The sequence below is a fragment of the Tildeniella sp. genome, from assembly GCF_059505325.1.
The window spans coordinates 63246-77338 of record NZ_JCACKI010000077.1 but is presented as its reverse complement, the minus strand read 5'-3'; the positions used below and the strand labels follow the sequence as shown (position 1 = coordinate 77338).

13 protein-coding genes are annotated in these 14093 nt (G+C 50.3%); 9 read left to right on the top strand and 4 right to left on the bottom strand.

Annotation, left to right across the window (positions count from 1 at the left end):
- Positions 1-167 precede the first annotated feature (167 nt).
- Positions 168-1145, bottom strand: a complete 978-nt coding sequence (locus tag AC5JO6_RS29235; protein WP_496084568.1) for an aromatic ring-hydroxylating dioxygenase subunit alpha — start codon at positions 1143-1145, stop codon at positions 168-170.
- A gap of 29 nt (positions 1146-1174) precedes the next feature.
- On the bottom strand, positions 1175-2521 hold the full coding sequence (gene guaD, locus AC5JO6_RS29230) for a guanine deaminase (protein ID WP_496084567.1): 1347 nt from the start codon (positions 2519-2521) through the stop codon (positions 1175-1177).
- Positions 2522-2729: 208 nt separating this feature from the next.
- On the opposite strand from guaD, the gene uraH reads away from it, so the two are divergent.
- The 4 genes from uraH to AC5JO6_RS29210 all read left to right on the top strand — a co-directional run bounded on the left by uraH (position 2730) and on the right by AC5JO6_RS29210 (position 5359).
- On the top strand, positions 2730-3089 hold the full coding sequence (uraH, locus tag AC5JO6_RS29225; protein WP_496084566.1) for a hydroxyisourate hydrolase: 360 nt from the start codon (positions 2730-2732) through the stop codon (positions 3087-3089).
- A 336-nt stretch (positions 3090-3425) separates the two neighbouring features.
- A complete protein-coding gene (rbp, locus tag AC5JO6_RS29220) occupies positions 3426-3749 on the top strand; it encodes an RNA-binding regulator (protein ID WP_190508910.1) in 324 nt (107 codons plus the stop codon).
- 238 nt (positions 3750-3987) lie between these two features.
- Positions 3988-4176, top strand: coding sequence for a 30S ribosomal protein S21 (rpsU, locus tag AC5JO6_RS29215; protein ID WP_106257393.1), 189 nt, complete (start codon positions 3988-3990; stop codon positions 4174-4176).
- A gap of 664 nt (positions 4177-4840) precedes the next feature.
- Positions 4841-5359, top strand: coding sequence for a hypothetical protein (locus AC5JO6_RS29210; protein ID WP_496084565.1), 519 nt, complete (start codon positions 4841-4843; stop codon positions 5357-5359).
- Here the strand turns inward: AC5JO6_RS29210 and AC5JO6_RS29205 are convergent.
- The gene (locus AC5JO6_RS29205) at positions 5356-6225 is read right to left on the bottom strand and encodes a fructosamine kinase family protein (protein ID WP_496084564.1); all 870 of its coding nucleotides are present in this window, start codon (positions 6223-6225) and stop codon (positions 5356-5358) included. The two genes, AC5JO6_RS29210 and AC5JO6_RS29205, sit on opposite strands and share 4 nt — an antisense overlap.
- Before the next feature lie 128 nt (positions 6226-6353).
- Positions 6354-7619: a M16 family metallopeptidase gene (locus AC5JO6_RS29200; protein WP_496084563.1), complete on the bottom strand. Its 1266-nt coding sequence runs from the start codon at positions 7617-7619 to the stop codon at positions 6354-6356.
- 167 nt (positions 7620-7786) lie between these two features.
- Here AC5JO6_RS29200 and crtD point away from each other — a divergent pair, with 167 nt between their 5' ends.
- The 5 genes from crtD to AC5JO6_RS29175 all read left to right on the top strand — a co-directional run bounded on the left by crtD (position 7787) and on the right by AC5JO6_RS29175 (position 14032).
- A complete protein-coding gene (gene crtD / locus AC5JO6_RS29195; RefSeq protein WP_496084562.1) occupies positions 7787-9394 on the top strand; it encodes a C-3',4' desaturase CrtD in 1608 nt (535 codons plus the stop codon).
- Between the two features lie 690 nt (positions 9395-10084).
- Positions 10085-10885, top strand: a complete 801-nt coding sequence (locus AC5JO6_RS29190; RefSeq protein WP_496084561.1) for a glucose 1-dehydrogenase — start codon at positions 10085-10087, stop codon at positions 10883-10885.
- Positions 10854-11765: an SMP-30/gluconolactonase/LRE family protein gene (locus tag AC5JO6_RS29185; RefSeq protein ID WP_496084560.1), complete on the top strand. Its 912-nt coding sequence runs from the start codon at positions 10854-10856 to the stop codon at positions 11763-11765. The genes AC5JO6_RS29190 and AC5JO6_RS29185 overlap by 32 nt, the downstream gene beginning before the upstream one ends.
- A 289-nt stretch (positions 11766-12054) precedes the next feature.
- Positions 12055-13065 (top strand): ABC transporter permease, encoded by a 1011-nt coding sequence (locus AC5JO6_RS29180; protein WP_496084559.1) that lies wholly within the window; start codon positions 12055-12057, stop codon positions 13063-13065.
- A 112-nt stretch (positions 13066-13177) separates the two neighbouring features.
- Positions 13178-14032, top strand: coding sequence for an ABC transporter permease (locus AC5JO6_RS29175; protein WP_496084558.1), 855 nt, complete (start codon positions 13178-13180; stop codon positions 14030-14032).
- Positions 14033-14093 lie beyond the last annotated feature (61 nt).

The window sequence follows — 14093 nt, the reverse complement described above, 5'->3', positions numbered from 1 at the left end:
AGAGTCTCTATAAGGCGATAAGGATGATATTTAAAGGCGTGAGCCAGCGTCGATCGCCAAGACTACTCTCGTCATGCCACTTTTGCAGTTGGGATTGATACGGACTGCATCAAAAAGTTTACAGGACAGCCATCTCTAGTCTATCGTTTGCCCTTAACGTTCATCGTTTAACCGCCGACGGTGCCAAAGCGCAAGCCCATCTCCTGTAGCCATTTGCGGTAGACGATTAGAGTGCGATCGCTATTCAAAAGCAAATCCGTTTGCGTATAGAGCGGCAGCAGCGCGGGTCGTTGCGCCTGAATGATGGGAATGTCCTGGTTCAGGATTTTTTCTTGCCACGCAATCAACTCAGCCGCAGGCGTTTTGTGATCATAGTTCAACGCGACCCACATCCAGAGTGTGCTTTTGAGCGCCGTGTGGGGCGTGACGCAGAAAAGAATTGAAAAGCGGGCACCCTCTGATTCTTTCGCCAGATAGGCTGTGAAGGGTCGGAGGGCGCGGTAGGTGTACGCAACGACATCACCGTGCCCCGTGCCGTAGGGATCGGGTTGGTAGACGCTTACACCTTTAGACAGTACGCCATCTGACTCGATCGTCGTGCCGTAGTCTTCAATGGTTGGGTAGGCAATGTCGCCCAAAATGCCTTCGTGGACGAAGGGGAAGTGAGCGACATCGAGAAAGTTTTCGATCGCCCGCAGCCCACAGAGATCAAACGCGCCATAGGGTCCACACAGCAGTTTGCGATAGGTGGGATCATCCCATTCTGGGAAGACGGGTATGTCTTGGGCTGGTTCACCGATCGCCACCCAAATCAGGTTGTAGCGCTCTTGAACATGGTAAGTCTTCACCTGAGCGCGTTTAGGGATGGTTTGCTCAGGATGCGCTGGAACGTGTACGCATTGACCGTCGCTGTTGTATGCCCAGCCATGATACGGGCAAACCAACGTATCGTCATGCACCTGCCCGCCAGAGAGCTTCGTTCCTCGGTGAGCGCACAAATCGCGGCAGGCATGAAGTTCATCGCTCGATCGCCATAACACGATGTCTTCTTCTAGCAAATGAACGGGCAACAGTGCGCCTTCTTGTACATCCTCCGATCGTGCCACTGGATGCCAATCGTTGAGCACAACTGGATCATCAACCATTTTGTCTTCCTCTGCTAAACGGCACCTACTTACTTGTACGCCGCATTTTCTTTGTATGCCTCATTCTCATAGGCTAATTCGCCCATGATGTAAGTCGCATGGATGACGCGATCGTCTCCCAGGATCATGGTGGCAAAGGTTTGATCAGCCAGTTCAGGTAAAGAGGGTGCGATCGCCGTTGGATTGCGCCGTGCCATCAATGGAGTGGCTCTAGGGTTGAGCACAATGAAATCAGCTTCTTTACCTGGCTCAAAGTTGCCCAATGTGTCTTCTAGAGACAGTGCCCTCGCACCCCCTAATGTTGCTAGAAAAAGCGCCTGAAACGATGAGAGCGTTTCACCTCGCAGTTGAGTGACTTTGTAAGCCTCGCTGGTTGTCTGAAGCATCGAAAAGCTTGTGCCACCGCCAACGTCAGTACCCAAGCCCACTTTCACAGGACAGTCCACCGACTTCGCTTTTTTCAGGTTGAACAAGCCGCTGCCCAGAAACAGGTTCGATGTGGGGCAAAAGGCGATCGCCGATCGTGCCTCCGACAACCGTTGAAACTCCGCATTGGTAAGCTGTACGCCGTGAGCGAAGACGGATTTGGTGCCGACTAAACCAGCGCGATCGTACACATCTAAATAGCCATCGCTGTCAGGAAAAAGCTCTGCTACCAGCGCCACTTCATTCACATTCTCTGAGATGTGAGTGTGCATATAGACATCGGGGAACTCAGCTAGCAGCTTACCCGCTAGCCGCAGTTGCTCATCGCTGGATGTCACCGCAAAGCGGGGTGTGATGGCATAGAGAAGGCGATCGTGCTTATGCCATTTCTCAATTAGTCGCTTGCTGTCTGCATAGGCACTTTCGGGCGTATCCGTCAAAAAGGCAGGCGCATTTCGATCCATCAACACCTTGCCTGCAATCATGCGAAGGTGCCGACGACTCGCTTCCTCAAAAAACGCATCCACTGACTGGGGATAAACCGCTGCAAACACCAACGCTGTCGTTGTGCCATGCTTCAGCAATTCATCCAAGAAAAAAGAGGCAATCTCTTGAGCATAGGCTTTGTCTTCAAATTTACCTTCGATGGGAAAGGTGTACTTACTCAACCACTCCAGCAGTTGCTCGCCATACGCTGCAATCATCTCCGTTTGTGGAAAGTGAATGTGCGTATCAATAAACCCTGGCAGAATGAGCCGATCGGGATACGTCATGACAGGAACATCTGCATAGGTTTGGTGCAGACTGTCATAAGTCCCCAATGCCTTGACTTTGCCATTCTCTAGAATCAGCAGTCCATCCGAAAAGTACCGAACACTGTCCGCTTCTGAGACATAAAATGGATCATCAATAAAATCGAGAAAAGCACCACGAAACGCTTTAAGAGACACGCTGATAACCTGGGAGAATGAATAGATTACGGTGAATTCACGATTTACTCATAGAATCACACCGTTTCAGTCGCTGCGTATCGAAAGCAACAAAAACAGTCAAATAGCAAGAAAAGCCATAGCGTTGGCGCAGCCGTCAGCCGTCAGCCGTCACTTTTTAGCCTTTAGCTTTTAGCTTTTATTCTTTAGCCTTCACCCCTCACCTCCCATGTCTGGCAAACTTACAACTCATGTTCTCGATACGGCTCGTGGCTGTCCGGCGGTTGGTGTAGCGATCGCCCTGTGGTCGATCGCGCCATCCGGTGAGAAAACCCTGCTAAAAACCGTATATACCAACGCAGATGGGCGCACAGACAGCCCCCTGTTGGCTAATGGCGCACTACAAGTGGGTGTCTATGAGCTGGCTTTTAGCGTGGGAGAGTACTTTGCTCAACACCTTCAAGACTTGCCTACACCACCGTTCTTAAACGAGATTCCCATCCAATTTGGCATTGCTGATCCGACCGTTCATTATCATGTGCCGCTCTTAGCTTCGCCCTGGTCATATAGCACATATCGAGGGAGTTAACGGTCAAGCGGTCAGCGGATTCATTCAGAGAAGCAAGCTGTAGCAGTCAACGGATGCTCACTTCCCAAAAGCAGCTCTCTATCTTTCGATTGACAATTAACCACCACGAGTAAGCGGCTTCCTGTTCATTAAGCTTGCACGAAGAATACGCTTCTGAAGTCGCTCACTAGTTCTACCGTTTCTACGCTAGACTACAAAGGCTGCCGCCACAGCACTCAAATCACTGTGCTATAGTTTGCCTACAGGATTATCTTCGGTCGTGTAATTCGTTTTTGTTCATTGACAAGCGTTTCTCCGGATGTAACTCTCACACACTCTGAAATTTGGAGACAATTCATGTCAATTTATGTTGGTAACCTTTCGTACCAGGTTACTCAGGACGACCTTAAGCAAGCTTTTGAAGAGTACGGTACCGTTAATCGAGTTCAGCTTCCCACCGATCGCGAAACAGGTCGTCTGCGTGGATTTGCCTTCGTAGAAATGGGCACCGAAGAAGAAGAAGCGGCTGCTATCGAAGCACTGGATGGTGCTGAGTGGATGGGACGCGATTTGAAAGTCAACAAAGCAAAACCCCGTGAAGAGCGTGGTTCCTCTGGTGGCTGGGGTGGTAACAATCGTGGCGGTGGCGGTGGTGGCGGTGGTGGTGGTCGCCGCTATTAAGGTACGCGTTGCCTTAACCTTAACTTTCTAGAGTCTCTGGCAGATGAAAGCGACTGTTCTACTCTGTCAGAGACTTCTCACATTGCATCTGTTTTTAGCTTTTACACGCATCACTAAGCTGTGAACTGAACGATACTACTGCTACAGGTCGAAAGCTGCCAGCCTGTGAAACCTTGTACCTTCAGTCCTTATCTAAGTTCCAGTAGGTTGCAACAACCTGTTCAATTGGAGGACAAGCATGACCCAAATAGTCGTTGGTGAGAACGAAGGCATTGAATCCGCTTTGCGCCGCTTCAAGCGCCAGGTTTCAAAGGCAGGCATTTTTCAAGACATGCGGAAAAAGCGCCACTTTGAAACTCCTTTAGAGAAAGAGAAGCGGAAGGCGATCGCCAAGCACAAGCAACGTAGACAGCGCTCTCGTTACTGATGAAGCTTGCAGAACCGCAGTCTATTGAAGTAACCATGAGCGTATGCGCTTTGCTTAGTTAAAAACCATACATTGCCAAGCTTAAGTGTTTCTGGGCTAGCGGCAGCAAGAAAAGGGCAACGATTTAGCAAAAATGCCTTTAACGGTTTTGGTTAGAGGGGATAGGAAAGGGGCTGCAACTGCTACAATCAATTCCCTTCTACCAGCGCTTAAGTTGCTGTTCATTTTGAAGAGTGTGCGATCATTACTGGTCAAAGTTATACGTCTTAGCTACAGGTATGCTTGAAGTCTGAGCAATGTGGAGAGCAAAGCTTCAAGCATCAACCTCTACACAGTGTAACGACTTGAATTTTAGTAAGCAAAGTAGTTAAGCAACTGGGTTGCGTTGCACAGCTATCGTCGATTTCTTCGTTCTGCATAGTATTAAATATCCTTGCAATTCATTTCAGCCCATTTAAACTCATAGTTTTCGCTTTGAAGCCAGGTATGAAATAACCAGCCAACGCTTTAAGAACGATGACTGATGCAGAGACAAGCAAGCTTGCACAGCTTTATCTACTTTTTATTGCTAACTGTCATTGATCACCTACCAGTATCCGCTTGCCGTCCAGCAGTATATCAAGTTAATAGTCTACAACCAATTTTATAGAGGCATAGGTAACGTGTGACTCCTGAAGCAGTACAAATGGTTTCAAATTTGAGGCGTGAGTTTTATACACTCTTTGCTGCCGCAATGAATGTACCTGTAAAAATTAGCGGTAGTTCGTACAATAGAAGCTCCTCCATTGCCTCTTGGGTTGATGAGCGGGAGCAGCTAAATTACGTCAGCATCTATGCTTATACAGCGCCAGATAATCTCTTAGTAGAACGACCGTTTATTCTCCGAGTTGCTATTAACAAAGGTGCTGGTGGCATCACGTTTTTCAAGCGCGATCAGCCTCATCAAGGCGTGAACCACGGTTGGCACTTTGAGCTGACAGTTTTGCCGGAGGAACTTTTAGCGTTTATACCGTGGGTTGTTAGCCTGGTGAAGGCAAAAACAAAAGACTCTAATTCGTCTTTGCAAGAACCACCGTATCCAGTAAACCTGAACACGACGACTGCTTTGCTGTCCACCGAGGCATGGTCTAAAGAGGCTGAACGTATGTCTGAATTGCCATGTCAGGCGATACCGCAGCTTTAAACCTTGTCGAGAATTTGCGCGATCGTGCGGTTAGCTTGTGCTTCATAGCTGCCGCCAAATAGGTTGAAATGATTAAGCACGTGGTAAAGGTTATAAAGCGGTTTTCGCTGCTGATAGCCTGCATCAAGTGGAAAGGTTTGGCTATAGCCATGATAAAACTCTGTAGGAAAACCGCCAAAGAGTTCAGTCATTGCCAGGTCAACTTCGCGATCGCCCCAATAGGTCGCCGGATCAAAAATAACAGGTTCTCCTGAATCGGTTACGGCTGCATTGCCTGACCACAAATCGCCATGTACTAACGATGGCTGAGGTCTGTGATTTACTAACAGTTTAGGGATGGCTGTCAGCAGTTGATCGTGTTTTGGGAAATGCCCCCCACGACGCTGTGCCAGTTGAAACTGATAGCCAAGGCGATGAACTGCCCAGAACTCAGCCCAATCAGTTGTCCAGGTGTTGATTTGGGGCGTAGAGCCGATCGTGTTGTTGAGCCTCCAACCATACTGATCAACGGTTGCGACTTGATGCATGGCAGCGAGTTTGTGCCCCATGACTTCCCACGATTGACTGTTACCGCGACCGAACGGAAGCCATTCTAAAACCAGGTAAGCACTGCCCCTCTCAACACCACAGCAAAGGGGAGTCGGCACCCGAATAGTGCCTGTACTCTGCATTTGCTGTAACCCTGCCTGTTCAGCCTCAAACATGGCAAGCCCTGAGGCTTGATTCAGCTTAACAAAATAAGTGAGGTTGCCATTAGATACCGCGTAGCCTTGATTGATACAGCCACCGCTCACCGATCGCCGATCGCTGATTTCAAAGGATGCTCCAGTCACCCGGCTAATGTGTGCGGCAATTTGATTCCACATGGAGAAGTTTTTGGTTTTTGTTGTTAGTGTTTGGCGGGTAACTCCATCTAACAACTAAAAACTAACAACTAAAAACTTTCTCAAGGCTTAATCGTCACTACACCATAGGCATCAGGCGAAAGATACGTCTAAGCAGCTATTCTAACCGCTTCAGCATCCAATGCCTGAATATGAGCTGGATAATCTAGGGCAATGGAAAGATCGCCAACAAGCGATTGGTAGTAGCCGTAGAGTCCCGCGCGATCGCTGGGAGTTTCGCCGCCGAAAACGAAATGATTGGCAACGCAGGTGCGGATGCGGGCAATTTCTGCTTCGCTAATCAGTTCTGCTTGTAGGGTGCGGAGATGTTGGACGATCGCCGTCTCGACTGTGGCTAAATTCTCTGCTGGCAGTTGCGCCGAAATGTAGAAGGCACCTTGATGCCGATAGGTCATATTGCTGGCAGAAATGCTAGAAACCAATCCTCGTTGCTCTCGCAAATCTTGTACGAGCCGCGTTGTTCGCCCGTGGCTCAAGATTGATGCCAGCACATCCAGCACATAGGTTTGTTGGAGATCATTCAAGCCTGGCACTCGCCAGATCATGACCAGACGTGCCTGCTGCAAACTGTTGTCGGTAAATTCACGGCGTACAATACTCTGAAAAGGCGATTCGGGATGCAGGGATTGGGGAGTAGGGAGTAGGGAGTGGGGAGTGTTTTGAGTTAATTCTGAGTGCTGACTGCTGACCGCTTGAGCAAAACTCGTTTCAACGATCTGGATCAACTCTTCCACAGGTAGATTGCCCACTGCAACCGCAGTCATTGCCTGCGGTTGATACCAATGGTGGTGAAAGTCGCGCATTTGTTGGGCGGTGAGTTGCTCAATGACGGTGGTTGGACCCAGTACCTGACGGCGGTAGGGGAGGCGATCGAAGGTCAATTCGGTCGTGTGCTGAAAGGTACGACGACGGGGATTATCCTGCGATCGGCGAATTTCTTCTAGCACTACATGGCGTTCTCGCTCGAACCCATCAGCGGGAATCTGAGCATTCATGAGAACATCAATTTGCAATGGTGCCAGAGCTGCAAAATCTTGGGGCGCAGTGGTGATGTAGTAGTGCGTGTAGTCCTGGCTGGTTGCAGCATTGGTGACGGCTCCTCGCTGCTCAATGAGTCGTTCAAACTCACCGCTTTGAAGCTGGGCTGTGCCCTTGAAAATCATGTGCTCTAGAAAGTGAGCCATGCCATTGATCGCATCGTCTTCAACGGCTGAGCCAACGTTGAGCCAAACATCCAGATTCACGGCTTCAACGGGCATCTGTTCCGCGACGATCGTCAAACCATTAGCGAGACGATGCAGGGTCGGCGCATTGAGAGATTGTGCGGCGGCAGTTTTGATCAAAGTCGAAGTCATGCAATGCCCTTTGTTGTGGGGTCTTCACTTATCTTAATCTGAACTAGAGACTTGCCTGCGTTTGAAATGGCTAAAGAAGTGCCGCTTCTAAGCCTGCTTACGTGGAGTGTCGCCGATGCCAAGCAGAACGCTTTAAGATGGAAATGTTAAGAACCGTAAAGGTAAGTATGTCAAGCAGTCAAGTCGATCGTCACCAGATGCCTCGTGTTGTCGTGATTGGAGCGGGCATTGGCGGCTTGACAGCGGGCGCTTTGCTGGCGCATCGAGGCTACTCTGTACTGATGGTCGATCAGGCGCTTGTGCCCGGTGGCTGCGCCTCTACATTCAAACGCCAAGGCTTTACGTTTGATGTCGGAGCAACGCAAGTCGCTGGACTGGAACCTGGCGGCATTCATCACCGCATTTTTACAGAATTAGCGATCGATCTGCCAACTGCAACTTATTGTGACCCTGCTTGCGCTGTCTATTTGCCAGGAGAAACAGAGCCGATCAACGTTTGGCGTGATCCTCAACAATGGCAAGCCGAACGACAGCGACAATTTCCGGGCAGTGAACCGTTTTGGCAACTATTAGCCAGTCTTTTCCACGCTAGTTGGGCGTTTCAGTCCCGCGATCCGGTGCTTCCTCCACGCAGCGTGTGGGATGTGTGGCAGTTGACCAAGGCAGTGCGACCCGACACGCTCGTGACGTTGCCGCACACGTTCTCGACCGTCGGTGATGCCCTTCGGGTTTGTGGATTGGCAGGCGATCGACGGCTGCGAACCTTCCTCGACTTGCAGCTCAAGCTGTACTCTCAGGTGAATGCTGATGAAACGGCACTGCTCTACGCTGCGACGGCATTAAGTGTCTCTCAGGCACCGCAGGGGTTATTCCATCTTCACGGCAGTATGCAGACGCTGAGCGATCGCCTGGTTGCTGCCCTGGAACGCGATGGCGGCAAACTTCTGATGCGTCATACCGTTGAAGCGATTCACACTGAAAACGATCGGGTGACAGGTGTTGCCATTCGCAATCAGAAAACAGGCGAAAGCTGGACGGAACCAGCCGACCATGTGGTTGCTAATGTGACGGTGCAAAACCTTATGCAATTGCTGGGTGAGAATGCGCCTCAAGGCTACCAGCGACGAGTGGAGAAACTGCCGCCTAGCTCTGGCGCGTTTGTGGTGTATCTGGGTGTCGATGAAAGTGCCATTCCAAAAAATTGTCCACCGCATCTTCAGTTTTTTTACGACTATGAGGGCGCGATCGCCGAAAACAATTCTCTCTTTGTTTCAGTCAGCCGTCCTGGAGATGGTCGAGCACCAGCAGGGAAGGCGACGATCATTGCATCATCGTTTACGGATACGAGCATTTGGTGGGATGGTGGGTCGGGAGTCGGGAGTCGGGAGTCGGGAGTCGGAAGCGGGAATTCAAACGTTCCTTCGGTTCGATTGAGGGAGGACAACACTCAAGACCCCTATCACGCCCTGAAGCAGCGCTATACCGATGAGGCGATCGCTCGTCTTGCCCAATTTTTTAAGCTAACCGAGGAGACCATTCTGCATGTCGAAGCGGCGACACCTCGGACGTTTGCACAGTTTACAGGGCGCGATCGGGGTGCGGTTGGTGGCATCGGTCAACGGGTGCCAACCTTTGGTCCCTTTGGCTTTGCGAACCGTACACCTGTACGCAACCTCTGGTTAGTCGGAGACTCTACCCATCCCGGCGAAGGCACGGCAGGGGTGAGCTATTCAGCGTTGACGACAGTGAGACAAATTGAGGCAGAACAACGCTGAAGTGCGTGATGAGTCATCGAGAAACGGTACCATTTCGAGACTTGAGTCTCGCCGCTGAGAGTGTCGTGGCAATTTAAGCAAGGACTCAGCCGTTGCTCTTTGAAATGAAGCGGCAATGATTGGAGCATAAGCACATTGCTGACTAAACCAAGTTGAGCGACTGTGAGACCGATCGCCAGGGATCATTGGGAGCATGTCACTTTCGCCAGTTGCTGCCTTTGCCCTCATCCCCAGCCCTGCTTCCCAAGGAGAAGGGAGCCAGCCTCAAAGTCCCTCTCCTTGGGGAAAGGGCTTAAAGCCTTGCGGCATACAAGAAAAGGGTGAGGGCGCAAAGGTGACATGCTCCCGGGATAATTTGAGATCGATCGTGGTTATTTACAACAGCTTCACTCTAAAATGCGGAGGTGAAAAACTCCTCTAACCATCGTGCTGACTTTTGCGGGGAGAAGGCTGTAACCTGTTGTTTCTTGGCTAAAACTTAGGTAAGATCAGCCAAAATTCGCCGTCTAACCCCCACTTCTAAGGGACTTTAGTCTTTAACTCCCCAAGAAGTGGAGAATTTAAGGGGCACGTGCGTAAGCCCTATTCGTTTTCATGATTCTGGGTGTCAGTGGAAATTCCTTCAAATCGTCTTTTCAGGACGACTGGACGACATGTTAAGCCGTGCAATGGTCAAAAACTTGAGGCATTATGCAAGGACTTAATGGCAAGACAGCATTAGTTACCGGAGCTAGTTCTGGCATTGGACAGGCGATCGCCATCCGACTAGCGCAGGAAGGTTGTAACGTCGCGATCAACTACCGCAAAGATCTGGAAGGGGCGCAAAAAACTCAAGCTGCCGCGCAAACAGCAATTGGACAGGTTGAGCCTGGTGCCACACTGCTGCTGCAAGGAGATGTTGCTAAGGAAGCTGATATTTTGCGCTTGTTTGCTACAACCGTTGAACGGTTTGGTTGCATTGATATACTCATTAATAATGCTGGCATTCAGAGCGAGAAACCGTCTCACGAAATCGCTACGGACGATTTCGATCGTGTCCTTGCTGTGAACTTGCGGGGAAGCTATCTGTGCGCCAGAGAAGCGATTAAACATTGGCTAGGTCAAAATCGACCTGGTGTGATCATCAATATCTCTAGCGTTCACGAAGTCATTCCGCGCCCTCTTTATCTCAGCTACTCTATCAGCAAAGGCGGATTGGAGAATCTGACCAAAACATTGGCATTAGAGTACGCTGATCGCGGTATTCGGGTGAATGCGATCGCGCCAGGAGCCACAGCCACAGCGATCAACGCCGACTGGACAGATGATCCGCAGAAGCGGGCAGTTGTAGAAAGCCATATCCCTATGAAACGAGCAGGAACGTCTGATGAAATGGCTGCTGGTGTAGCGTTCCTGGTATCAGACGAGGCAGCTTATATTACCGGACAGACGCTCTTTATCGATGGTGGACTGACACTCTATGCCGACTTTCGCGAACCCTGGTCAGCTTAATGAATACCACTATCCCCTCACAAACTTACTGGAAGCCCGTTCTCGTCTCGGCGAGTCGCCTCTTTGGGACGCAGACCAGCGCTTACTCTATTGGGTTGATATTTTCAATCATCGCGTACATCAGTTCAACCGACTGTCTGGACACGATCGCTTTTTTGATGTCGGTGATGTTGTAGGACCGATCGCACTCGCTGGAGTTGATCGGCTCATCATCGCGCAGCGCGATCGCGTTGCCTTCTTAGACACTCAGACTGGACAACTAACGCCACTTTTAACCGTTGAGGCAGATAAACCAAACAATCGTTTTAATGACGGCAAATGCGATCCGCAGGGTCGTTTCTGGTTTGGTTCGATCTCTGAAGATCTCAATCAGGCAAATCTCTACCGCTATGATCCAAATGGATCGTTGCACTTGATGGAAACTGGATTAACCATTTCTAACGGCTTGGGATGGAGTCCTGATGGAACAACCTTCTATCTCACTGATTCTAAGGTGCAACAGATTTATGCTTATGATTTCAACGCTGAGACAGGTTCCATTCAGAATCGTCGTGTCCTGATTGATGTCAGTCATGAGCATCCTGAGCCAGATGGCATGGCGATCGACACAGATGGCTACATCTGGTCAGCAATGTGGAATGGCTGGTGCGTTATCCGTTTTGATCCAGACGGCAAGGAAGTCATGCGCGTGGTATTGCCCGTACAGCGTCCAACTAGTTGTACCTTCGGTGGCGATCAGCTGACCGATCTCTACATCACTACTGCGTCTGTGGGCTTGAGCCAACAAGAGATTCGGAAAGGCTTTTGTGCTGGCGATCTTTTTTGTGTGCAAACTGACAGTGTTGGTTTGCCCAGCTATCAATTTGGTCGGTCAGTCTAGGCTCAAAAGAAATCGGCTTAACAGATGTCTTCTAAAGGCTCTACAGCACTTTTTCGTAAAGAAACCCGATTTCTGCTCTACACACATTTCGGTCTGCCAGAATATTGCTCGTAATTTCAAGCGTCATGACAATTACGTAGTGGTTTCAGCAGATTTCTCTATACTCGGAGGATGCAGATTCCTTGCGATTCAACCTGACGAATAGTAATTGGAACAAGGCTTTCACCCATCGTGCACTTCTTCACTCATAGCTTGGCTCAACCTCTAAACTGCTTTTTGGTTAACGCTTGTGTGGTTCTATATCATCAAACGATTGCTCAGTCTTCTGCCTGTTTTGCTGGGTATTACCCTGCTGGTGTTTGGCTTTTTGCACTTTATTCCTGGTGATCCAGCCGTTGCGCTTTTAGGAGAGCGGGGCACGCCCGCACAAATCGCTGCTTTAAGGGAGCAACTGGGGTTAAACAAGCCGCTAACGACTCAATATCTCACCTTTCTCAACAATCTAATTCACTTCAGGCTGGGTATCAGCATCATGAGTGGAATTCCGATTGCGGATGAAATTCGGAATCGCTTTCCCGCCACGTTGGAGCTATCGATCGCTGCAATGTTTGTAGCCGTGCTGCTGGGAGTGCCTGCTGGGATTCTGGCTGCCGTTCGCAAAAATCGTTGGTTGGACAATCTAACCATGACAGGTTCTTTGATCGGCGTTTCGCTGCCCGTGTATTGGCTGGGCTTGCTGTTGATTTATCTGTTTGCGATCCATCTACACTGGCTTCCCCCTGGTGGGCGGATTAGCGTTGATATCGGGTTTAACTTCAAGCCGCTTACAGGTTTCTATGTGCTGGATGCGCTGCTTCGACTGGATGGAGTCGCTCTCAAAGACATCCTGGCTCATCTAATTTTGCCCGCGATCGCCCTTGGCACCATTCCGCTGGCGATTCTCGCTCGCATTACCCGTAGCGCCATGCTGGAAACGCTATCACAAGACTACATCCGCACTGCTCGCGCCAAAGGCTTACCAGAACGTTGGGTGATTCTGCGGCACGCGCTGAAAAATGCCCTGTTGCCCATTACGACGATCGCGGGTCTCCAGTTTGGCACGTTACTGGGTGGTGCCATTCTCACCGAGACAATTTTCTCCTGGTCTGGCATTGGCTCCTGGATTTATGACGGCATTCTGGCACGAGACTATCCAGTGGTGCAGGGTGGAGTCATTACTGTTGCGATCGCCTTCGTTCTCATCAATTTACTGGTGGATCTGTCCTATGCCTTGTTTGATCCCAGAATTCAGTTTAAGTGAGGGGAGAGGTGTGAGGGGAGAGGAAAGATTTGAGTTTTGAGTTTTGAGTTTGAATTGTTCCCTCTGCCCCCATCCCTTTACTCCCCATCCCTCTACTTCCCATCTCCCTCCTATGGAATCTCTCACACAGCGATCGTTTCAACGGTTTTGGCAATCGACGGCTGGCAGGATCGGGCTGGTGTTGACGATCGCCCTGATCGTGCTGGCGTTGTTGGCTCCAGTACTGCATCCTTACGATGCAACAACCGATCGTGATTATTTGGCACGGCTTGCACCACCAACGCTCAAGCACTGGTTCGGCACTGATTCGCTAGGGCGTGATGTGCTGACGCTGGTTTGGTACGGCATTCGGACATCGTTGCGGATTAGCGTTGCCTCAGTATCGTTGGGATTGGCGATCGGCTTAGTATTGGGGTTACTGTCTGGGTACTTCCGAGGCTGGCTTGAACGTGTGATTGGCTGGTTGACAGATATTTTACTGGCGTTTCCATCGATTTTGTTGGCGATCGCGATCGTCACGGTGGCGCGTCCTAACCTGCAAAGTGTGATGGTGGCGGTTGGAGTGGTGCAAATTCCGATCTTCACCCGCTTAACGCGTGCCATGGTGCTGTCGTTGAGAGAGCAAGAATTTGTGCAGGCAGCACAAGCCTTAGGGGCAACGACCGATCGCATCATTCTCGACCATATTTTGCCAGCCAGCCTTGCACCGATCGTTGTACAAGCAACGCTTTCGATCGGCACCGCTACTTTAGAGGCAGCAGGGCTGGGCTTTCTCGGTCTGGGAGCACAACCACCCACACCAGAACTGGGCGCGATGTTGGCTGATGCCTTCAAAGGTGGTTATTCGCTCTCGTCTCCCTGGACAACACTCTTTCCTGGCTTGTTGATCACGCTCATCGTACTTGCCTTCAACCTCTTAGGCGACGGGTTACGCGATGGGCTTGATCCGCGATCGGAGCGAACATGAATGCATGACCATATTGGGATGTCGGGTATTCGGTCTAGAGTGTAGGGTGGAAAAAGCAACA